The organism is Lentibacter sp. XHP0401 (genome assembly GCF_025751535.1).
GTDB lineage: Bacteria > Pseudomonadota > Alphaproteobacteria > Rhodobacterales > Rhodobacteraceae > Lentibacter.
In genome coordinates this window covers 165,744-188,180 of record NZ_JAOWLC010000005.1, presented here as the reverse complement: position 1 = coordinate 188,180, position 22,437 = coordinate 165,744, and the positions used below count along the sequence as shown (strand labels likewise).

Sequence of the window (22,437 nt, the reverse complement as noted above, 5' to 3'; positions counted from 1 at the left end):
GCGCGGGCTTTGATATGGAAAAGCGCGTTAATTTCAAGGGCATATGGTTGCCGTTGCTGCTGGTTCTCCCGCAACTGGTAGTGACAGCTGTTTTCTTTTTCTACCCAGCTGGGCAGGCGATCTATCAGTCACTTTTCATCCCGGATCCGTTCGGCTTGTCAATGCAGTGGGTCGGTCTAGGCAACTTTGAATACCTGTTGGGGAACGCCTATTATCGCGCGTCGTTTGTGACGACAGCCATATTTTCCATATTGGTGACGCTCGTGTCTATGGGTGTGGCACTTTACCTCGCCGTGCTGGCAGACCGATTGATCAAAGGCTCGGGTGTTTACCGCACCTTGCTGATCTGGCCCTACGCTGTGGCTCCTGCTGTGGCAGGGGTCTTGTGGCTTTTCATGTTCAACACTCGCGTCGGGGTTGTAACTTGGTATCTGGGCCAGCTTGGGTATGACTGGAACCATGTTCTGAACGGCGAGGAGGCGATGGGCCTTGTCGTGGTCGCTTCTGCATGGGGCCGGATCAGTTATAACTTCCTGTTCTTCCTTGCGGGGCTTCAGGCTATTCCGCGCAGCGTGATTGAAGCGGCGGCGATTGATGGAGCAAAGTTCTGGACACGGTTCCGCACCATCGTCTGGCCGCTCTTGTCGCCCGTTACGTTCTTTTTGCTGGTGGTCAACATTGTCTATGCCTTCTTTGAAACCTTCGGGGTGATCCATACGATTACTAGTGGCGGACCGCAGCAAACGACTACGATCCTTGTGTACAAGGTGTTCAAGGACGGCTTCGTGGGGCAGGATCTTGGCTCCTCTGCCGCCCAATCAGTGATCTTGCTGGTGATTGTCGGCATCCTGACTATTGTACAGTTTAAGTTTATCGAGCGCCGGGTGCACTACTGATGGCTGGCATGGTGGAAAGACGCGGTGTCGGACGCTGGATGACGCATCTGGGCCTGATTGTTGGGCTGCTGTTTATCTTTTTTCCGATCTGGCTTGCGTTTGTCGCCTCGACAGTGACGCAACCTGAAATCGTAAAACCACCGATGCCACTATTGCCAGGGGACCAGTTTTTCGAGAATTATCGCAGGGCTTTGATCTCGGGCGTAAATGCGCCTGTTGGCTGGATGATGCTTAACTCTCTGGTGATGGCGATGGGTATCGCTGTGGGCAAGATTGTGATCTCACTGCTGTCCGCATTTGCTATCGTGTATTTCAAGTTCCCCGGGCGGCGGCTTTTCTTCTGGTTGATTTTTATGACCCTAATGTTGCCTGTTGAAGTGCGAATTGTTCCAACTTACGAAGTTGCTGCGAATTTTGGTATGCTCAACAGCTATTCAGGCCTGATATTTCCACTGATCGCGTCAGCCACCGCGACGTTCTTGTTTCGTCAGTTTTTTATGACCGTTCCAGACGAGTTGACCGAGGCCGCGCGTGTCGATGGCGCGGGGCCAATGCGTTTCTTCTGGGATATCCTGCTTCCAATGAGCCGCACAAATGTTGCTGCGCTTTTTGTGATTTTGTTCATATATGGCTGGAACCAGTATCTGTGGCCGCTACTGATTACTACGGACCCCTCGATGAACACCATTGTTATGGGTATCAAACAGATGTTTCCGAGCGGCGATGATACGGCGGATTGGCCGGTTATCATGGCAACCTCGATTTTGGCGATGATCCCGCCTGTGATTGTGGTGATCAGCATGCAAAAGCTGTTCATCCGCGGCCTTGTAGACAGCGAGAAATAGACATGGCGACAGTGACTCTTAAAGAGCTCAAAAAGAGCTTTGGAAAAACGCAAGTGATACACGGGATCGATCTGGAGGTTCTGGATGGTGAGTTCATCGTGATTGTCGGTCCTTCTGGGTGTGGCAAGTCGACATTGCTGCGCATGGTGGCAGGGCTAGAAACTGTCACGGACGGTGAAGTCCAGATTGGGGGTGAGCGGGTCAACGATAGTGAGCCGATGGAACGGGACATAGCGATGGTGTTCCAGAACTACGCACTTTACCCACATATGACGGTGTTTGATAATATGGCCTACGGGTTGAAAATTGCAGGGAAGCCGAAGGCGGAGATTGTCGAGCGGGTGCATGAGGCAGCAAAACTCTTGCAACTGGAAAGTTACCTGAAACGCCGCCCGCGTGAACTATCTGGTGGACAAAGGCAGCGGGTTGCGATGGGGCGGGCGATTGTGCGTAAACCATCAGTGTTCCTTTTTGATGAACCGCTGTCAAACCTTGATGCAAAGCTGCGGGTGCAGATGCGACTGGAGATCAAGCAGTTACAGCGTCGCCTGGGAGTCACATCCTTGTATGTGACCCATGATCAGGTTGAGGCGATGACGCTGGCGGACCGAATGATCGTGATGAACGCGGGAAAGGCTGATCAGATCGGTGCGCCGCTCGAAGTTTATGCCAATCCGCAGACGCAGTTTGTTGCAGGCTTTATCGGGTCGCCGCCGATGAATTTTCTGCCCTCTGAAATGGCCAATGATGCACCAGGCGGAGCGAAAACGCTCGGTATCCGGCCTGAGCATATGCGGTTTGCACGGACTGGAAAAGAGGCCACTGTAATTTACACCGAAGCTCTCGGAGCTGAAACACTGGTGCATGTCGAGCTGAAGCAGGGCGCGAGTGCCACCATCCGTCAGAATGCCGCAGGGCCTGTGCCAAGCGAGGGAGCGGTGGTGCATCTGGATTGGGATGCTGGTGACCGATTATTCTTTGACTCGCAGGGCAGACGGTGCTGATATTACTGCAATGAATAGTCATTATTTGTCACGTCAGTGTCATACGTAAACGCTACCGACGGGGAAGTTTGGTGCGGTACAGCCGTAGCCAGTATAAATTGGAGAAAAAGATGACCACGAGATTTGTTCTACCGACAGTCGCTTTCATGGCGCTGACATCTGCCGCGCAAGCAGAAACACTACGGCTGCTCACTTGGGGCGGCTATGCGCCGGAGGATGTGATTGCATTGTTTGAGGCAGAGACTGGCCACACTGTTGAAGTTACAAAATCCAACAACGAAGAAATGATTGCCAAGCTGCGTGCTACCAATGGTGGAGGGTTTGACCTCGCTCAGCCGAGCCAGGACCGCATCGCGGGGCCGCAGGCAGAGTTCGGCATCTACAAGCCGTTGGATATGTCCAAGATTGATGCATCTCTATTCATCCCTTCGATGCTTGCCGCGACCGCGGGCAACACCACGGTTGATGGCGAAGTTTATGCCGTTCCACATATCTGGGGCACATCCGGTTTGGTTGTAAACACTGCCGAAGCTGGCGATGTAAAGGATTACACCGACCTCTGCAGCGCGACTTATGCTGGCAAAGTGTCTTACCGCCTCAAGCGCCCGACTTTGATCGGATTTGCTTTTTCAATGGGTCTAGATCCCTTTGCGGCCTATGGCGATGAAGCGGCCTATAAAGAGATACTCGACCAAGTCGAAGCGAAGCTTGTCGAGTGCAAACCCAATGTGAAAACATATTGGGACGGTGGGGACGAGTTGAAAAACCTGATCCGCTCTGGTGAAATCGTTGCGGCGATGGCTTGGGATACGGGCGGCTGGCAGTTGAACGACGACAATAAAGACATCACGTTTGTTGCACCAACATCTGGCGCGCTAGGTTGGATCGATACGTTCGTATTGCCAGCGCGGGGTCGGGCCGACGATGCGGCCTATGCATGGATAAATTTTGTTTCAAAACCCGAAATTGCAGCCATGATCACCACCTCGGCAGGCAACTTCACCGCTTCCAAAGGGGGGGATGCCGGTGTCGATGATGCTCTCAAAGCCAAGTATCAGGCAAGCTTTTCTCAGGAGGCGATTGATAACATCAAGTGGTATCCAACGGTTCCCGCAGGGCTTGAAGCACTGGAAGGTGCCGCTTTGGACCGGATCAACGCCGCCAAATAAATTTGGTGAGACACATTCAGGAAGCGCGCTCGCCGCGCTTCCTGTTTTCATTTAAGGTCTGCTTCAATGTCTGATATCCCCGATCTGGAATGCCGCTCGATTTCCAAGAGCTTTGATACGTTCAAAGCCGTTAGAGACGTTAGTTTCAGCGTTCCGCAAGGCACGTTCTTTTCCATTTTAGGGCCGTCTGGCTGTGGTAAGACCACGCTTTTGCGTATGATTGCAGGGTTTCAGAAACCCAGCGGAGGAGATTTGCTGATCAAGGGCAAATCGGTGTTGGATGTGCCGCCCAATAAGCGGCCAGTTTCGATGGTGTTTCAGCATCTCGCTCTTTTTCCGATGATGAACATCGGGGCCAACGTAGGTTTCGGCTTGCGCCAGCGCGGCGTGAACAAGACAGATGTCACGAAACAAGTCGAGCGAGTGCTAGAGCGTGTTGGCCTGGGCGGCGTAGCGGACCGCCCCGTCAGCTCGCTTTCTGGTGGACAGAAGCAACGTGTGGCGATTGCCCGGTGCATGGTGCTGGAGCCGGATGTTCTGCTATTGGATGAGCCTCTTGGAGCGCTTGATTTGAAATTGCGTGAACACATGAAAGTTGAACTCAAGCAGTTACAATCCGAGTTCAATACGACGTTTGTTTACATCACGCACGACCAGTCTGAAGCCTTGGTGATGAGTGATCAGATTGCAGTAATGAACCATGGTGTGTTTGAGCAGGTCGGCACTGCCAAAGAACTATACTACGAGCCGAATACAGCCTTTGTTGCTGGTTTTGTGGGCGAGGCAAACCGCTTTGGAGCGACCGTTGATGGTAAAACTGGTGACGCCGTTCACATGGTCACTTCCTATGGCCAGACCTTACTGGGTTTGAATGCAGGGCATGGGCTGTCAAAGGGTGACAAGATTGATGTCTTCGTGCGACCCGAGGCGGTGCGACTGTCGCGCAAGTCTTCTGACGTGGCCGGAATGGAAAATAGCGGGCAAGGTCTGGTCGAAAACGTGCTGTTCAACGGCGCCAACAGCCAGCTGATTTTGCGTGATCAGATGACTGGTGCGGAAATGAATGTGGCGCTGCCGCAGACTGGGGAGTTTCGAGATCTGAAGCGTGGTGATGTAATCTCTTTCGGCTGGGCTTCGCAGCAAACCCGCTGCTACAGGGCTGGGATTGAAAAATGAGTTCAGATCGCTCCAAACTTGCTTTCTGGTTGTTGATGGCTCCCCTGCTGATCTGGCTCGTAACGCTGATCATATTACCGCATGTCGGTATGTTTCTGGTTTCACTTCGGGAAAAAGTGGGTGTGCGTGAATACGAGACGAGCTTTGCCAATTATGCTGTCTTTTTTAACGAGCCTCTCTATTGGAACACCTTTGCGCGCACCGCGTATATGTCGATTGCGTCAACAGTTCTGACGCTTCTGATCGGGTTTCCGATTGCCTATTACATTGCCAAACTGACACGAGGGCGCACGAAAACTACGCTGTTTCTGATGTGTCTTATTCCCTTCTGGGTGAGCGAACTAGTACGCACATTCGGTTGGATGATCTTGCTGCGGGAGACGGGTGTTATTTCTAATGTGTTGCAGTACTTGGGCCTAATCGGTGGGCCTGTCGAGATGCTTTACAACGATGCAGCGATCATGACGGGGCTGGTTTACACCTCGATGTTGTTCATGGTTGTTCCACTGATTACGACGCTCGACAGTCTTGATGACAGCCTGATAGAGGCGGGCTACGATCTTGGTGCCAGCGGGTTTTCCATACTTCGCGAAATTGTCATTCCGCATGCCATGCCCGGTATCGTTTCTGGCTGTATTGTGGTGTTCATGCTGTCCTTGGGGAATTATCTCACCCCGATCCTACTGGGCGGTAAAGACAGCTTGTGGTTTACAGGGCTGATTTACAGCCAGTTTATCACAAGGTTTAACTGGGAGCTTGGGTCGGCCTTTGGCTTCTTGCTCTTGGGCCTGTCCTCGCTAATCGTATTTGTCGGACTTAAGCTTTCACGTCAATCTCTAGGAAAGACGATGGCGCAATGATCACGGGTATTCCGCAAAGCACTGGTTTCAAATGGGCTTATAAAGCCTACGTGACGTTGTTTTTCATCTATCTCGCGTTACCCCTCGCCACCGTTTGTGTCTTTGCTTTTAACGATTCTGTATTTCCATCGCTGCCTTGGGAGGGATTCACATGGGCGTGGTTTTTTGGCAATGACGCGCCTTACATCGGGGTGTTTCACGAGAGGCCGATCCTGCGGTCTATTGTAACTTCTGGCATAGTCGCGTTCTGGGTGTCGCTCTTGGCCGTGTTTGTAGGCACCTGCAACGCCTTCTTGTTTGTGCGACACGAATTTCGCGGTAAGGGATTTCTATATATTTTGATGCTGCTCCCCCTCATCATCCCAGGCATTATTTTGGGAATTTCTATTTTGGTGTTTTCATCCTCGGCTGCCAATTTCTTAGAAGATGCAACGGGCCTTTGGTTTGACGGGCTGCGCCCTGGTTTGATCCTTGTGGTATTGGGGCAGTTCTCATTTATCACCACCTTTGCTACGCTGGTCATTTCGGCGCGTTTACAAAAGTTTGACCCCTCTCTTGAAGAAGCCGCACTGAACCTTGGCGCGACGCATTGGGGCGCAGTGCGAGCGGTGACGCTACCGTTTCTGTTTCCAGCGATGGCGGCGGCAGGGGTGGTCGCTGTGTTGATGAGTTTTGAGAACTTCAACACCACGCTGATGCTTGTTGGCTCCGATGCGCCGCTGACAATCACCATGTTCGACCGCCTCAAGCTTGGCTCGACACCCGTGTTGAACGCGGTGTCTCTGTTGCTAATTGTGGTTTCGGCTTTATTGGGGCTGGCGTCACTTCTGCTTCAGAAACGGGAGGATTAGCCTGCACTTGAAAACGGACTGTAATGCACGGCTTCCACATTTGGGTGACCGCGCATAGGTAGTGCTTTCATCGAAATGATGCTGAGCCTAGAAGCACGATAACAGCAGCGCTTTGGTATTGTGCTCTGTCATCGCAACAGGATTGCCACCCACAGAGGGGTCGCGCAAGGCCGAGGCAATCAGTGCATCGATGTCAGGGTTTGCGACGCCGAGTTCCGTCAGGTTCGCAGGGATCGACAGGCTTGTGTTGAGATTACTGACAAATGCACAGAAGCCATCGAAGCCGCCTGAAATACCCAGATAATTTGCCGCTCGCGCCAAAGGCTTTCTGATCTTGGGACGGTTGAAATTCAGAACCGGTAACATCAAGACCGCATTGGTGGTGCCGTGGTGCGTGTGATGGACTGCGCCAATCGGATGGCTAAGGGCGTGGATCGCTCCGAGACCTTTCTGGAAGGCCGTGGCTCCCATGGCGGCGGCAGACATCATATGTGCCCGCGCGGCAATGTCGGTTCCATCGGCGTAGGCGCGGGGCAGGTAGTCCTTCACCAGCCGCATGCCTTCCAGCGCAATGCCTTGGGACATCGGGTGGTAATGCGGCGAACAGAATGCTTCAAGACAATGGGCAAACGCATCCATTCCCGTGCCCGCTGTAATGGCGGCAGGCATGCCGACTGTCAGCTCTGGGTCACAAATGACTACGGTAGGCAGAAACTTAGGGTGGAAGATGATCTTTTTCTCATGGGTCTGCGAATTTGTGATGACACTGGCACGCCCGACTTCGGAACCGGTTCCTGCCGTGGTCGGCACTGCTACTATGGGCGCAATGGCATTGGCATCTGCGCGCGTCCACCAGTCGTCGATATCCTCAAAATCCCACAGAGGACGGGTTTGTCCTGCCATGAAAGCCACGGCCTTGCCCAGATCAAGACCAGAGCCGCCGCCAAAGGCGATTACACCATCGTGGCCGCCAGTCTTATAGGCCAGCACACCTGCTTCGACGTTCTGCTCGGTTGGGTTTGGGTCCACATCAGAGAACATTGAGCGGCCAAGGCCAGCTGCTTCCATTAGGTCAAGTGTAGTCTGCGTGATAGGAAGATTTGCCAGCCCTTTGTCGGTGACAAGTAAGGGCTTAGCAATGCCGGCAGATGTACAGGCGTCGGCGAGCTCGGAAATGCGTCCCGCGCCAAAGCGGATGGCGGTTGGGTAGGACCAGTTGGCTCTTAGGGTCATGTCTCGGGCTTTCTTGAGGTGATAGGATTCAGGCTTGTTCAAAGCCGCGCGCGACTTCCCAATCGGTTACGATGCGATCAAACTCTTCCTGTTCCCATTCGGCGCAGCGAATGTAGTGATCAATAACATCATTGCCCATTGCTTCGCGTAAAAATACAGAGTTACGGAGTTTATCAATCGCATCGCGTAGAGTTTGCGGGATATCCCCCGCCTTTTCGTCTTTGTAAACATCGCCTTTGGTGGGCGACGATAATTTCATCTTTTCCTCGATTCCCTTGATACCAGCGGCCAGCATTGCGGCTTGAGCAAGATAGGGATTGATATCGGAGCCGCCAATGCGGCATTCAACTCGCACACCTTTGGTTCCGGCTCCGCAAAGCCTGAAGCCGGCAGTGCGATTGTCAACGGACCAGACGGTTTTAGTGGGTGCAAAGGTTCCTTTTGCAAAGCGCTTGTAACTGTTGATATAGGGGGCGAGAAAATAAGTGTAATCAGGGGCGTATTCAATCAGCCCGGCCATGTAGCTTTTCATGAGATCGGACATGCCCAGTTTGTCATAACTGTCAGCAAACATTGGCTTTCCATCGGCCCAAAGCGATTGATGCACATGGCTGGATGAGCCGACCTTGTCGTGATGCCACTTTGCCACGAATGTAGCTGAATGGCCCTGCTGCCACGCGATTTCTTTGATCGCATGTTTGGCGATCGTGTGATGGTCGGCGCAGTTGAGCGCGGGAGAGTAACGGATGTTCAACTCTTCTTGCCCTGCTTCGGCTTCGCCCTTGCTGCCTTCAACGGGTAAACCGGCGGCGAAAAGGTGATTGCGGATCGGACGCATCACGTTCTCTTCCTTGGTGGTCTGGAAAATATGATAGTCTTCGTTGTAGGCGCTGAGCGGCTTGAGATTGTGAAAACCGTTTTCGCGAATTGTATCGAGGGTATCAGCGAAGAGGAAAAACTCCAGTTCTGTCGCCATCATCGCTTCAAATCCAAGTTCGGCCAGTCGTGCGATCTGTTTTTTCAAAACAGCGCGGGGCGAATGCTGCACTGGGTTCTCATGGTGGTCGAGCACATCGCAGAGCACCATTACGGTGCCTTCAAGCCATGGAACCAGACGGATAGTGCCCAGATCGGGTTTCATGACGTAGTCACCATAGCCAGACTGCCACGAGGTAGAGGCATATCCCGACGGGGTGGCCATCGTGAGATCGGTGGCTAAAAGATAGTTGCAGCAATGGGTTTCGCGATATGAAGTTTCCACGAAATTCACTGCATGAAAACGCTTGCCCATCAAACGGCCTTGCATGTCCACCATACAGACGAGAACGGTATCAATGATTCCATCTATGGCGTGCTTCTTGAGCTCTTCAAAACTGAGAGTGCGGGGCATGGCTGTGTCCATTCTTCAGGATGACATGGGCATAATTCACACCCGCGTTTATGTTGTGGTCAACCAAAAGTATATAGAGGACCAGCCTGCTGGCAAGGTCATCAAAGGGGCTAACGGGTGGCGCGGTGTGACAGTGTTTTTACGCTGACATTATCTTTCGTTAAGTGTGCTCAGGCCTAAATCGTCCAGAATTGAGTAGATCGCGGGCAACACGAATAACACCACAAGGCTAGCAGCGAGTAGCCCGAAGACCAGACTGGCGACGAGAGGGATTAGAATCTGTGCTTGCAAACTCGTTTCTGTAAGTATCGGTAGCAAGCCAGCGGTGGTTGTTGTGGTTGTCAGGAAGATTGCCCGAAACCGCGCCCGTGCAGCGCGCGCTGCGGCGATTGAAACCGATTCTGCATCGGCGTGCTCATGTTTCACAAAATCGACCAGCAGGATGGAATTATTAACTACGACGCCGGCTAGCGCCACAAAGCCCAGCATGCTTGGCATGGAGAAATCGAGACCCATAGCCATATGTCCGAAAATTGCGCCGGGTAATGAGAGAGGGATCACCAGCATTACCACTAGTGGCTCAACATAGGAGCGGAACAAAAAACTGAGCAGTAGAAACACGCCCAAGAGGCCGATGAGGAAGCCTTTGAGCATGGACTTTTGGGTTTTGCCTGCTTCTGCATTCTGTCCTTCGACATCCAGCGTAACACTCGGATGGCGCTTCAGTAATTCAGGTAAAAACCGCGCCATCGTGTCGCTTACAATGGCGTTTGCATTGGCAATGCGGGTGTCGATAGAACCTTGGACTGTCACAGTGCGGATACCGTTCTCGTGGTTGATCCGGCTGTAGCCTTGACTTGTCTCGATATTGGCCACGACATTTAACGGCACATAGGTGCCATCGGCGCGCTTAATTGTGAAGTATTCAAAGACATCACGATCACTTCGATCTGACAAGCCAAACTGTGCGGTAAGCTCGACCAAATTGCCAGCGTCCTGCATCTCGCTGATGGTGCTCCCGATATAGGCGGCGCGCAGTTGATCAGCGACTGTTGCTGCAGTAATGCCCATTGGTCCTGCAATGTCTTTGAGGGTTATGCGCAGCTCTCGTTTGCCCGGGCGCAAATCATCAAGAACCGATGTCACCCCCTGATATTGCCAAAGCCAGTCCTGCAACTCGACGGATGCGGCCTTAAGCGCGCCCAGATCATCGCCTTTCAAGCGCAGATCAATCGCGATGCCTGCGGGACCGATCGTGCTTTCGGCATATTTGAGGCTGATCACATCGGGTACGGGGCCAACGGTATCGCGCCATAACTCCATGATATCGTCGGGGCTGTTGATCCGTTCGGCCGAGGGCAGCAGATCAACGCTGATTGTGACAACATGTGCGCCAGTCTCGAAAGCATCGCTGTTTACGCCGTGAAAAATCGAAACATGCCGCACCAAATTGGCGCTATCGGGTTGCTTGGGGCTGAGTGTGGCGTTTACCTCGTCCAGCCCTGTTTCTAGCTGCGCGACAACCTCATTGGTGCGGGCCAGTGGCGTGCCTTGCGGCAGCAAAACCCGTGCCACGATGGTATCCCCATCCAGTTCGGGGAAGGCGGTGAACTTGAGGTATCCACCCGCCAGCATGCTAACCGATAGGAGAAGCACCGTGAGGCTCAGTCCGGCAACGGCATAGCGCCAACGGATAGTGAGATCGACCAGCGGCCCGACAAGGCCTTCGCGGGTCCAGTCCACGGCTGCTTCGACTCGTGCGCGCAGACCTGTGGCGTTGTTTGTCTCTCCCAGTGCATGAATGAGGTGATGCGGCAAAATCAGGAAAGCTTCAACGAGCGAAACCAAAAGCACGAACAGCATGACCACTGGCACAACTCGCAGAACTGCACCCAGATCACCTGACAAGAAGGCGAGGGAGCCAAAAATCATTGCCGTAGTCCCGAAGGATGCGAGCACATTGGGAAAGACCTGCTCCGCTCCCTTAACAGCCGCTTCAAGCGGGCTAAGCCCTTTCTCGCGCTGGCGGGCTATGTTTTCGGCGATCACGATGGCATCATCCATCAACAATCCGATCACAATTAGTAGGCCCAGCGATGTCATTAGGTTGAGCGAATAGCCGACGAGCGACATCAGCGCGACGCCCCCCATAAAGGCAACCGGCAGCCCCATCGCCACCCAGAAGGAAAAGCGAAAGCCAAAGAAGAGCCACAGAACGGCAAATACCAGAGCCAGTCCTTGCAGCCCGTTGACCACCACCAGCGCCAGACGTTCACGCACAACTGATACGCCATCTGCAGTAATAGTCAGCGTCACTTTAGAAGGAGCCTGCATGCGTTCAGCCTCCAAAAAGGCTTGCAGCGCGTCCAGCGTGCGTAAGCTGTCGTCAGATGGAGGCTTGGTCACGTCAAGAATGGCGGCAGGTTGACCGTCGAACAAAATGACGTCGTCGTCCTGCGCGAAACCAGCCGAGATATTGGCGATATCGCTCAGCCTTACTTGCCCGCCTTGGGCCGAGGATCGCACGATCAAGGCGGCAAGTGATGCAGTGTCCTGCCGTTCTTCTGCTACGCGCACCAATAGGGTTTCTGTCGCAGTCTCAATGCTGCCTGCGGGTAAATCGAGGCTTCTGGCTTGCACGGAACGCGCAACATCCAAAACTGAGACGCCGAATTTCTGTAAGTCTTCAGGACGCAAGTTGATCTGGAATTCGCGTGTGGAGAAGCCACGAATATCGACCTTGGGGATGCCTCCCCACCGCAACATCTTGGTGCGTATATCTTCGGCATAGCTGTATAGATCAGTGCGTGTCTGTGGGCCGGTGATAGCCACCGAGGCGACAAAATCGGTGCGCCCCAGCGGTTTGATCGTTGCTGCTTCGGCCCGTTCGGGGAAATCGGTTATCGCGTCAATTTCGGTTTTGACATCGTTAGAGAAGGTCTGGAAGTTGTCGCCTTCGCGCATTTTAACGACGGCACGGCCCAGGTTTTCACGTGCTTCACAGGACTGACGGTCAACGCCTGTTATGGCATCTAAGGCATTCTCGATTCTCTCGCAAATTGCGGTTTCCACCTCCTCTGGCCGCGCACCAGGGTAAGGCACGCTGATTTCGACTTCGCTCAGTGCCTTTCGGGGAAAGGTTTCGCGCAGCAAGGTCGGAGTTGTGAGCAAACCCGCAGCAAGAAAAAGGATCATCAGAAGATTGGCGATTGTGGGGTGGGCCGCAAAAAAACGGATCATTGCTGCGCATCCCCTGCCAAAAGCCGCATCATAGCGGCTTCATCGGTGTGAGGATCAAGCAACTGCCCCTCAATGACGGGTACTGGCGGGACAAGCACAATACGGCTTCCTTCGGCAATTTTATTAGTGAAAACGGCGATCTCGCCTTGTTCAAATTGCGGTGTTGCGGAAGTGCTTTGCAGACGGTTTTCGGCGTCGGCCATGAAAACCTTGCCGTCGCGTAGGGCGCTGCGCGGCAAAACTACGCCCTGAACAGCTGTCGCACTGAGCACGGCCTCAACGAACATGCCTTTTGTCAGGGGCGGGCGGATATTCTCTCCCGTGCGGCCATAGGCGTTTTCCACCACCACCACAACGCCTACGGTGCCAGATTGCTGGTTGATTCCGTCGCTGATCCTGTCAACCGTGGCGGGCCAAGTCACCACTTCTGCGCCTAACCTCAATTGCAGTTCTGCGACAATGCCCAAGCCGCGCAATGCCTGCATCATTTGGGAAGGGTCCAACAATAATTCCGGTGGGGAGGTTTGGCTCAAACGGACGAGGCCGCGAAAGCTCTCCATCGACAGTTGCACAACAACCTCTGCACGCTCTATTCCATCAAGTGTGGCTGCCGTCTGTCCTGCCTTTAGATATTGTCCGACTTCAATTGAATGAGACGCCACGCGCGCCGCAAAAGGTAAGGTGATTTCGCTGCGGGCCATATTTAATTCTGCTGTAGCAAGGCTTGCTTTATATACAGCGATTTGTTCGATCTGGACAGCGCGCTGGGTTGGGAAAAGGGCGAGTGTACTTTCGATACCCTGCACTTTTTGGCGTTGTGCCAGATGCGCGGCACGGGTCACGTCGCGGTTGCCCTGCGACATGGTTCCTGCGCTGAACAATGCTTCCGCCCGCTCAAGATCAGAGGTTTTGACGGTCAGTGCCTCGCGCTCTATCTCCAGTGCGTTACGCTGGTTTTGCTCGGAGACGTCAATCTCGACCAAACGGGCCTCGGCGGCGCGAATATTGGCCTTGGCCTGCGCAATGGCAAGGTTGAAATCGGCAGGCGAGAGGCGGAACAAGACATCTCCCGCTGGTAGGATTTGCCCGTCGCGCAGGGCGGGGTTTACATAATCGATCCGTCCGCCAACCTCGGCGATGGCTTCAAATGTGCGCTCGGGTGCTACTATGCCAAACCCTGTGATGTAGGGCGTGACCGTCATTGATTGCGCTGTGATTACTCGTACTGCCGCTGCGCGTTCTGCAACTTCAAGGCGTTCTGGCGGAGGACTGCTGGATACCACATAGGCCAGAATGCCGAGCCCGATGGCGGCAAGCGGCAAGGTGATCAAGATCAGTTTGAAGCCTGTTTTCATGCGCTGTCTCCTTCATGTGTAACGAGTGCCAGTTGCAGATCGAATAATCGTTCGGCGTCTTTTGCGATAATCGACGGATTCCGCGTCACGATAAGGCGTAATACAAGGCTTTGAATGATCCCGAAGAAAAGCATTACACCATCTTCAGTGGTAATCCCTGTGCGCAATTGGCCAGCGGCTTTGGCTGCGCTGAGGTTGCTGTGTAGTGCCGCACGAAGTTCGCCCATGGCTTCGTGGATGTGGCGGCGAATGTCGTTCAGATTGCCACCCGGATCGCGTGTTGCCATGATCTCGGACAAAGCGGGTGTGGTGTAGACGAGGTTCAGATGACCGAGGATAAGCCGCTTTAGGGCTAAGAGGGGGGCTTTTGCCTGTGTTGAACGCGCTACATTGTCCCGTATTTGCACGCACAGAGAACTGGTGATTGCGTGCCAGATATCTTCTTTCTTGGGAAAATGCTTGTAAATTGCCGGTTGTGTCAAGCCAAGCCGCGCAGCAATCATACTTGTGGTTACATGGTCCGCCCCGACCTCGAATATCAGATCAAGCGTTGTATTTAGTATTTCAACCTTGCGATCTTCCGAAGATTTACGCGCAATCATGGCAGTTATACTCGCGACTTTTTCTTATGGCTTATGTGGCGCAAAAATTAATATTTTTGCAATAGGTTATAGGATTATAACTTATTCGAAATTTCAAATACTTCAAGCGCAAAAACAGTCTGCTTGAAACTCGTTCAAAAGAGAGGGTGAGTTTCTCTATTCGTTTTCTCAACGCTGTTGTTGAGTATATTTCTCTAGAAGGCGATCTTAACCTGACAGAGGGTGGGGTTATGTCTCTAGTACTGTCGGCTGGTAGGAGCGGTTTACCCTCAGGTTTATTGGATGAGTGGCAAGAACACTCATGATGTTGGTAAGGACTGAAATGAACGGTCGAGATAGCCTTTCTTTGCTAAGCTCGACACTTTGCAAGTGGGGAAGGTGTGGTCAATTGGATGTGTAGCGACACTTGCAGCCGAAACTTTGAATCGCAGTAGTTTCTTCGCCAAAATCCTATTTTGCCAAACGTCTCTTCTGTCAAAACCTCTTCAGTTTCGCTGTCTAAAGGGTAAGCGTTCCGACGCTACCACCTCCGCAGACGTATAGCGTTTGGCCGGTTACAAAACCGTTCTCCGGGTCACAGAAGTAAAGAAACGCGTTGGAGATATCACGTACAGTGCCGAGTCTACCGACTGGAATACGCTTTGCGAGTTCTTCTTCTCGTGCGCTACCTTTTTCGATAATGCCCCAAAAGTTATCGGTTTGGACTGGACCCGGCGCGACAACGTTTACAGTTATTCCATACTGCGCCAACTCTAACGCCCAAGTGCGCGCCATGCCAATTATGCCTGCTTTTGTGGCCGAGTATGCTGTGCGCGTCGGCACTCCAAGTGCAGCCCGCGAGCCGTTGAACAATACGCGGCCGAAGTGTTTTTCCTTCATCGAGGGAAGGCAGGCTTGCAGCAAAGTAAGTGCGCACCCAAGATGTAGTTGCGTTAGATCTGTAAGGTCGCTTTGCTTGGCGTCCTCAACTAAACTAGGCAAGATCATCCCGGCGTTGTGCACCAGATGTGATACTTCATGCTGAGCCACGATTTCGGCAGCGGCTTGCGCAGTTGCTTGTGCGCTGAGTAGGTCGACTTCCACATGCACGAGCTTTGAGTTGTTCCATTCGGGCGCACCGCGCGATAGGGAAATGACTGTATAACCCTTCTCGATTAGGCGCTGGCCCAAGTCGGCTCCAATGCCTTTGCTGCCGCCAGTAATAATTGCAGTGTAATTGCTCATCTTGTCACCATCGCCAAGACACGGAGCGGACTACCCGTGCCGCCCTTTATCTTGAGTGGGGGCGCTATCAAAAGCGCACCTGTAGGGGGCATTTGATCCAGATTGCGTAAGCATTGCAGCCCGAATTTTCCGGCTCCATGCAGCAAATAGTGTGCAGGATATGGCGGCACGTAATGCATGCCTTGCCCCGCGTCAGTGCCGACAGTTTCTGTGCCAAAGCCGCGAATATTACGCTTTAACAGAAGCTCTACCGCCGCTGGCGTCGGCCCCGGTGAATGTGGACCATCCGGTGCCATATTGAGATAATCCGTTCCGCTGCGTTTAGACCAATCGGTTCGCATCAACACCCATGTATCCGCAGGGATCATGCCGTGCTCGGTTTCCCATGCCTCAATAGTCTCGGGCGTTAGCTCAAAGTCATCGTCCGTAGCTGCGCCAGCCGAACAATCAATCACCACTACAGGACCAATGAAGGCCGCGGGGTCAATCTCATCTACTGCACCGTTGGGCACATCTTTACCTGAAATCCAATGGATGGGGGCATCAAAATGCGTGCCTGTATGCTCGTTCAATGTCAGGTTATGCCACTTCCAAGCAGGTCCGCGATGGTCATAGGCGCTGACCTCTTCCATACGAAAGCGGGCGCATTGGCCAAACTCTGGCGGAAGAATAATCACTGGAAAATCGGGGTCTAGTGTGTGGGTCAAATCTATGATCCGCGCCGCTCCGCTAGCCAGTGCATCGGTCACATTTGCGATACTGTCGCTCATGGGGCTTCTCCGGTGATTTCCCGCTCGAGTAGCAGCGCATCTGCGCGCCACCGTGCGTAAATGTCTTTCGCAATGTCGCCGCAGGGGACTTCTTCAAGCCCTTCAATCAAGCTGTTTACAGTTGCACGGGCTACGGCGTTTGGTGTCACTTTTGGAGGCGGAAGGTGTTGAAACCAAGGATCCCCCTCGATAGGCCCGATGTATACGTTTACCAAACGTAATCCTGATCCACGAAACTCTGCTCGCAAGCTCTGGGTGATCGAGTGCGCGGCTGCTTGGCTTGCAGCGTAGGCGCTGTAGTTTTTGTCAGGCATAAGGGACTGAACCGAAAGGATACTTACAATAGCTGTGGCTGAATTTATGCCGTCCTGCGCACGAGCGGCCATGCCCGGACCAAAACCTTGCGCCAGCCGCATTAAACCCAGAGTGTTCACATCAAAACAGTCCCGTGCAAATGTTGTATCGTTGCCCAGAACACCGCCTGAGCGGACGAAGCTGGCCGTGTTGATCAGGATATCGACTTTGCCGCCAATTTCAGCACTCAATTTGGCGATTGAACTGGTATCGGTGGCATCAAGCGGCAACAGCGAAACATTCTCCCGCCCCTCAAAAGCCTTGCGTTCTGGCCACGCACGCCATGCTTCCGGCTCTCCGAGAAAAACGTGACTTGCTCCAGCTTTGAGCAAGGCTTCGGTTAACGCCAGTGCTATAGGGGCACGCGCATCGCTGATCAGAATGCGCCGTCGCTTTGGGTTACACGACATGGCGCGCAACGTCGGGTCATCTTGCATGTTCTCGCTTCCTTCCAGTGGGAGCGCGATCAACACACCTTGCCCAGCTTTATCTAGTTTGAGCGCCATTTGGACATTATTGCCGCGGCCGACCTCGCCGTGCAAATGACAGTTCAACATTGGTCCGGCGTTTAGCTTCACCAATCCCATGCGCCATGGCATTCGTTCGCGAAAGTAGGGTTCGGGTGAGACACGGATTGTCGTTTCAGCCAGTATGGTCCCGTAAGGAGAGACATCCTGCCAGTTTAGTTCGCTCGAGAGACATTTTAGACATGCATCGCGTGGTGGGTATTGCACAGCTTCGCATTCGACGCAGACTTGCAAACCAAAGCGCCCTTGTGCAGCCATGACACCCAACCCGAGGGAAGCGCGCGAGCGTGATACGGGTGGCAAAACGGGAACAGGGGTGTGTTTCTGCGGGTCTTTCTTTGAGGGGAAAGGAAGGGCGCTTGTCATACGGTTTCCCCTGTAATGATTGCTGCGGAGGAACATAGGCCGCGATCATAGTTGATCACTCCAAAGCCCGAAACCAAAGCACGCCTTGCATTCTCAACCTGTGTGCCGCCCGCTTGCCCCGTGACTTGGCGGATCGCTTCGACAAGTCCTAGATAGCCACCTGCAGCACCCGCTTGTCCTACAGAGAGTTGGCCACCAGAAGTATTATGCGGGAAGTCACCCCCGTTCGTAAGGTCGTGTTTGCGCACAAAATCTGGGCCTTCGCCCTTGGCGCAAAAGCCCAGGTCTTCGAATTGCATCATACAAATCACGGGGTAGTCATCATATGTTTGCAACAAATCAATGGCTTCTGGACCATGTCCTGCCATCGCCCAAAGGTCATCAATATCAACGGCCCAACCGCCGCGCAGCTGGATCGGATCATCTGGAAACGCATTGGTGCGCTCGATCGTTGATGAAATGCGAGCAAACGGCAGACCTTTAGCAACTGCCGTTTCTTCACGCATCATCACAAACGCTTCCGCACCAGCACAAGGCATGACGCAATCAAACAGTCCGATGGGATCTGAAATCATCCGCGCGCCCATGTATTGTTCAAGCGTCAATGGGTTTTTCATTATCGCTTGAGGGTTACTCAATGCATTGACACGTTGGGCAACTGCGATGCGGCCGAAGTCTTCCCGTGTTGCGCCGAACTCTTGCATATAGGCATCTTGGAGCAGCGCAAAGCTGGCGTTGGGCCCGCCAAAACCATAGGGAAACGTAGCGTCCATGGCGAAGCGGGAAAAGGCGCTGAGCAGATTACGAAAACTGTCGATGCGATTGGTGTCACCCGAGACGCAGGCGACAACATCAACATCTCCCGCCTGTATCGCTCGCGCAGCGCGGCGTATGGCTGCAACACCGCAAGCACCGCCCATGGGCACAGTGTCAAGCCAGCGAGGCGAGATGCCAAGATGCTGCGTCAGGCCAACAGGTGTATCTGGTGCAAGCGTGAAGCTAGACACGGATAAGCCGTCAATCTCTTGCGGGGTCATCTTGATCTTGATCAATGCCTCACGCAGAGCTCTGGCAATCCACCAATGTGCAGTTTCGTTTGTGTACCGCACATAAGGAACCGAAATCGGCGCTGTTAGAACAACACCTTCATATGATTGACGCGTCATGCTGCCGACCGCTTTTTCAAATGTCTGGTGTCAATTGTATTTGAGTCGCCCAAAAGATCGTTCGCCAGGGTTTTCAGTGTGGCGCGCTGTAATTTCTGAGTGGCAGTGACGGGAAGGTTGTCTACAAAAGCAATATACCCGGGCGCTTTGTAGTAAGCGAGTTGTGTAAGACACCACTGGGTGATTTCATAAGCCAACTCCCGAGATGCACCCATTTTCGGGATGATGCACGCGAAGACTTCGTCGCCTCGGATTTCATCGGGAACCGCAGCCACAGCAACGCCCGCGATTGCAGGATGTTTGGCCAGTGCGCTTTCCACTTCCACGGCAGCGATATTTTCTCCCGAGCGGCGGATCACGTTTTTCTTACGATCTACAAAATACATCATCCCGTCAGCTTCACGGCGCACAATGTCGCCCGTGTGAAACCAACCGCCTTGCCAAGCTTCGTCAGTGGCTACTTCATTTTTGAAGTAGCCTGCAAAGAAGCCTTTGCGAGGGTTTGGCCCAACTGCGCGCACCAACAATTCGCCATGCTCGCAATCGTTGCCAGTGTCATCAACCAAACGCGCCTCGACTTTTTCATCGGGTGAGCCGATCGAGCTTTTGCCTATTACTCGGGGTTCGCGGTTTGCGCAGATCGTGCCGCCAGCGCCTGTTTCGGTCATTGCCCACCCTTCGCTGAGGGGAAAGCCGAAGCGCTCTTCGAATGAAGCGTGGAGTTTTGGGTCAATACCCGCGCCGAAACCAAACCTTACCGTATGGTTTTTGTCTTCGTCAGAAGCAACAGCACTCATCAACATTGAGGGCATGACTCCCAGATAGTGAAGGCAAGTTGCCTTGCTTTCACGTACAGACGTCCACCAGGAGCGGGGATGAAAGCGGTCTAGAGCAGTGAGACATCCCCCCACCGCAATCATCGCCATGAAAGAAAATGCCATCGCGTTCATGTGGAAGATAGGCAGCGGGGTGATCATCCGCTCGCCATCTGTGTTGAGTGCGCAAATGCCAGTTGCCGAGGAATACCAGCGGCCTGCTTCAATGAAATACTCGTTGGTCAGTATGCAACCCTTGGGGTTGCCTGTTGTGCCAGAGGTATAGAGCAATGCAGCCTCAGGGTCGCCTTCTCTGGTTGCGATGCAGACGGTCGTTTTGGCGTTGGGCAAAGGGTCACCAAACTGGATGACATTCAGAGGAGTTCCAGCATTCCTAGCAGCTTCGCGTAGCTCATCACATCTGTTTTCGAGCGCGATTGCCAGAACTGGCTCTGCGTGGCCTATCATGTACGACAGCTCGGCGGCGCGCAAATCGGGATTGATCGGAACGACCGAAATACCAATCTTGTTGAAAGCAAGCCACCACAAAAAATAGCTCGGGCGGTTTTCGAGCAGGAGCATTACCCGCTGGCCCTTGCGGTAGCCTGCCGCGCTAATTTGGGTCGCGTAGCTTTGCACCTGAGCCAGTGCATCGCCATAAGTTATCTCTCCAGCTTCAATTTCGTAGATGTTTGCCGTTTCTGGCATGACATTTAGAAAGGGCCGTTCAGGCCAGCGCGCAGCACTATCGGAAAAAGCACCAAAAACAGTGTCAGATGAAATCATGGCAATAACTGGATATTACGGAACGCTGCATCGCAGTTGAGGATATCTACGCGCTTGTTTGCAATCCGTAGCTTACCTTCCACCAGCTTCAAATCATGACGCGCGGTGAGGGCAAGCAATTGCTGCTCGTCAAGTCGCGTCTCGACGTAATGCATCGCGGTATTGGTCACAAAGCTGTCTCCGTTCATTTCATCCACAAAGGGGCGCTGGATAACATGGTGGCAGCGACTTTTGGGTTTTTGGCTGAAAGTGCGTGCACCGTTCAGGCGCTCCACTCTCAGGTTGAGCATGAAAAGGTCTTCGTAGAGTAGTGAGGTTTGGTTGATCGGATCACTTTGTTTGTAGTCAAGAGGCATCCAGTAATGCCCATCTGGCAACCAAAGTGCGAGCCACTCGGAGTAGCGACCTTCATCGAGCATACGCGCCTCATCGTAGATGAAGTCAATCAGTTGGTCTTTCGAAATGCTCATTCCGCTGCCTCCTGTTTTTCTGAATCGTATGTCATAAACTTGCGCCATGCGTCGAATTGATTGCGCATCTGGCGTTCGGTCGTGCCGTTCAATACGGCTTCCTCCGAGAAGTCCTCATTCTCTTCCAGCAGGCGCTGGATGTTCACCCATTCGATGCCATTGACGTGCAGACCTTCTTGAGCACGTTCGTACATTTCCAAATCGTCATGGCCGACGATTGATGTGGGAGCATTGATCATGCGGTTATACATTGCCGTGCGCGCGGTCAGTTCATCTGGCGCGCCGACAAGGCGGTAGATATAGCTTTCCACAATGGTTTTGTCGGCGGCCAGTGGGATAAAGTTGCGTAACTGTTGGATCGGGCCCTTGATCATGATGTTGGGGAAGTAGACCGTGTTGTGCCGGTTCTCGTCCAGAATGGCTTTGGCCTTCTCCTCACCGTAGGTCTCACTCATTGCTTCAACATAGCCGGGAATGGCAGAGTAATCTGAGTGGATTGAGTGATGAACGCCAGTATGGCCATGCCCGTTTGGCCAAGTGCGGATGCCCATGTCCTCGAAGAATTCATAGGGTGACATGAATGGCGCGATGATCTCCATGGCGGCCGGCTTGGGCGTGCCTGCGGGGAGGTCTAAATCCTCATATATTTTGACAGCCGTGCCTGCGCTTGATTCATGTGCTACCATAGGATGGCAAGTGTCTGTCTGGTTCTCTACCAGCATCTTCCAGTTGCAATAATGCAAGTAGCGTAGCGGCTGGCCGACAACCTCGAGCCTCCCTTCGGGCGAGCGGTCCACCATGTTATCAAGCGAACTGAGGCTATCGCCGAAGAAATCTTCAAAGCTGATGCCTTCTTCTGCCAGACGTGCAAAAATAAAGCCGCGATAGTTTTTCACGGCACCAACGGCTTTCATGCCTTTTCCGCTGTCGGTTTTTTCAAGCCCCGTGCCTTCATAGCCCTTTTTCAAAGGGATGGCGAGCAGACAGCCGTCAGTCTTGAACGACCATGCGTGATAAGGGCAGCGGAAGAATTTTCCAGTATTGCCTTGCCGGTCAATCACGATCTTGGTGCCTTTGTGCGGGCAGCGGTTATACAGAACATGAATGTCGTCAGGCTTATGGCGGACTTGGATTACGGGCTGATCGCCGATTTGCGTGGCGAAGTAATCGCCTTTTTCAGGTGTCTGGCTTTCATGTCCGACAAAAACCCAGGAATTTGCGAACACATGCTTCATTTCGAGCGCGTAAATGTCTTGATTTATATAGATATCGCGGTGCACTTGATGAGGTTGCACTAATGCTGCGGCTGCAGTCGGATTTCCAGTGTAGTTAGCCATT

The 22,437-nt window shown here is 53.1% G+C and carries 20 protein-coding genes; 8 read left to right on the top strand and 12 right to left on the bottom strand.

The features are described from left to right. The first annotated feature begins 14 nt into the window (after positions 1-14). From ugpA to OE750_RS08660, 7 genes are all read left to right on the top strand, one after another. On the top strand, positions 15-896 hold the full coding sequence (gene ugpA / locus OE750_RS08690; RefSeq protein ID WP_263763570.1) for a sn-glycerol-3-phosphate ABC transporter permease UgpA: 882 nt from the start codon (positions 15-17) through the stop codon (positions 894-896). Between the two features lie 8 nt (positions 897-904). Next, entirely contained in the window at positions 905-1,741 is an 837-nt protein-coding gene (ugpE, locus tag OE750_RS08685) for a sn-glycerol-3-phosphate ABC transporter permease UgpE (protein ID WP_263763743.1), read from the top strand. A gap of 2 nt (positions 1,742-1,743) precedes the next feature. Further along, positions 1,744-2,745, top strand: coding sequence for a sn-glycerol-3-phosphate ABC transporter ATP-binding protein UgpC (gene ugpC, locus OE750_RS08680; RefSeq protein ID WP_263763568.1), 1,002 nt, complete (start codon positions 1,744-1,746; stop codon positions 2,743-2,745). Between the two features lie 110 nt (positions 2,746-2,855). Further along, on the top strand, positions 2,856-3,914 hold the full coding sequence (locus tag OE750_RS08675) for an extracellular solute-binding protein (protein WP_263763566.1): 1,059 nt from the start codon (positions 2,856-2,858) through the stop codon (positions 3,912-3,914). A gap of 66 nt (positions 3,915-3,980) precedes the next feature. Further along, positions 3,981-5,090, top strand: coding sequence for an ABC transporter ATP-binding protein (locus OE750_RS08670; RefSeq protein WP_263763564.1), 1,110 nt, complete (start codon positions 3,981-3,983; stop codon positions 5,088-5,090). After that, positions 5,087-5,950, top strand: coding sequence for an ABC transporter permease (locus tag OE750_RS08665; RefSeq protein ID WP_263763562.1), 864 nt, complete (start codon positions 5,087-5,089; stop codon positions 5,948-5,950). The genes OE750_RS08670 and OE750_RS08665 overlap by 4 nt, the downstream gene beginning before the upstream one ends. Then, positions 5,947-6,801 (top strand): ABC transporter permease, encoded by an 855-nt coding sequence (locus tag OE750_RS08660; protein WP_263763560.1) that lies wholly within the window; start codon positions 5,947-5,949, stop codon positions 6,799-6,801. The genes OE750_RS08665 and OE750_RS08660 overlap by 4 nt, the downstream gene beginning before the upstream one ends. Before the next feature lie 87 nt (positions 6,802-6,888). Here OE750_RS08660 and OE750_RS08655 read toward each other — a convergent pair whose 3' ends face one another. Together OE750_RS08655 and OE750_RS08650 are read right to left on the bottom strand one after the other, a co-directional pair. Next, complete coding sequence (locus tag OE750_RS08655; RefSeq protein ID WP_263763558.1) at positions 6,889-8,034, bottom strand: iron-containing alcohol dehydrogenase; 1,146 nt, start codon at positions 8,032-8,034, stop codon at positions 6,889-6,891. Positions 8,035-8,062: 28 nt separating this feature from the next. Further along, the gene (locus tag OE750_RS08650) at positions 8,063-9,424 is read right to left on the bottom strand and encodes a glutamine synthetase family protein (protein WP_263763556.1); all 1,362 of its coding nucleotides are present in this window, start codon (positions 9,422-9,424) and stop codon (positions 8,063-8,065) included. On the opposite strand from OE750_RS08650, the gene OE750_RS08645 reads away from it, so the two are divergent. Further along, complete coding sequence (locus OE750_RS08645; RefSeq protein WP_263763554.1) at positions 9,423-9,572, top strand: hypothetical protein; 150 nt, start codon at positions 9,423-9,425, stop codon at positions 9,570-9,572. The two genes, OE750_RS08650 and OE750_RS08645, sit on opposite strands and share 2 nt — an antisense overlap. 2 nt (positions 9,573-9,574) lie before the next feature. Here OE750_RS08645 and OE750_RS08640 read toward each other — a convergent pair whose 3' ends face one another. From OE750_RS08640 to OE750_RS08595, 10 genes are all read right to left on the bottom strand, one after another. Then, positions 9,575-12,664 carry an efflux RND transporter permease subunit gene (locus OE750_RS08640; RefSeq protein WP_263763551.1) on the bottom strand — a complete coding sequence of 1,030 codons (3,090 nt, stop codon included), beginning with the start codon at positions 12,662-12,664 and terminating at the stop codon, positions 9,575-9,577. Beyond that, positions 12,661-14,019 (bottom strand): efflux RND transporter periplasmic adaptor subunit, encoded by a 1,359-nt coding sequence (locus OE750_RS08635; protein ID WP_263763549.1) that lies wholly within the window; start codon positions 14,017-14,019, stop codon positions 12,661-12,663. Before OE750_RS08635 ends, OE750_RS08640 begins: the two co-directional genes overlap by 4 nt. Further along, a complete protein-coding gene (locus OE750_RS08630) occupies positions 14,016-14,621 on the bottom strand; it encodes a TetR/AcrR family transcriptional regulator (RefSeq protein WP_263763547.1) in 606 nt (201 codons plus the stop codon). The genes OE750_RS08635 and OE750_RS08630 overlap by 4 nt, the downstream gene beginning before the upstream one ends. A 498-nt stretch (positions 14,622-15,119) precedes the next feature. Next, a complete protein-coding gene (locus OE750_RS08625) occupies positions 15,120-15,845 on the bottom strand; it encodes an SDR family oxidoreductase (protein WP_263763545.1) in 726 nt (241 codons plus the stop codon). Then, the gene (locus OE750_RS08620; protein ID WP_263763543.1) at positions 15,842-16,615 is read right to left on the bottom strand and encodes a cyclase family protein; all 774 of its coding nucleotides are present in this window, start codon (positions 16,613-16,615) and stop codon (positions 15,842-15,844) included. The genes OE750_RS08625 and OE750_RS08620 overlap by 4 nt, the downstream gene beginning before the upstream one ends. Further along, positions 16,612-17,862, bottom strand: coding sequence for an SDR family NAD(P)-dependent oxidoreductase (locus OE750_RS08615; protein ID WP_263763541.1), 1,251 nt, complete (start codon positions 17,860-17,862; stop codon positions 16,612-16,614). Before OE750_RS08615 ends, OE750_RS08620 begins: the two co-directional genes overlap by 4 nt. Further along, positions 17,859-19,028: a thiolase family protein gene (locus OE750_RS08610; RefSeq protein WP_263763539.1), complete on the bottom strand. Its 1,170-nt coding sequence runs from the start codon at positions 19,026-19,028 to the stop codon at positions 17,859-17,861. The genes OE750_RS08615 and OE750_RS08610 overlap by 4 nt, the downstream gene beginning before the upstream one ends. Continuing rightward, positions 19,025-20,629 carry an AMP-binding protein gene (locus tag OE750_RS08605; RefSeq protein ID WP_263763537.1) on the bottom strand — a complete coding sequence of 535 codons (1,605 nt, stop codon included), beginning with the start codon at positions 20,627-20,629 and terminating at the stop codon, positions 19,025-19,027. The genes OE750_RS08610 and OE750_RS08605 overlap by 4 nt, the downstream gene beginning before the upstream one ends. Then, the gene (locus tag OE750_RS08600; protein ID WP_263763536.1) at positions 20,626-21,099 is read right to left on the bottom strand and encodes an aromatic-ring-hydroxylating dioxygenase subunit beta; all 474 of its coding nucleotides are present in this window, start codon (positions 21,097-21,099) and stop codon (positions 20,626-20,628) included. The genes OE750_RS08605 and OE750_RS08600 overlap by 4 nt, the downstream gene beginning before the upstream one ends. Then, positions 21,096-22,436, bottom strand: a complete 1,341-nt coding sequence (locus OE750_RS08595; protein ID WP_263763534.1) for an aromatic ring-hydroxylating dioxygenase subunit alpha — start codon at positions 22,434-22,436, stop codon at positions 21,096-21,098. Before OE750_RS08595 ends, OE750_RS08600 begins: the two co-directional genes overlap by 4 nt. Between the last annotated feature and the right edge of the window lies 1 nt (position 22,437).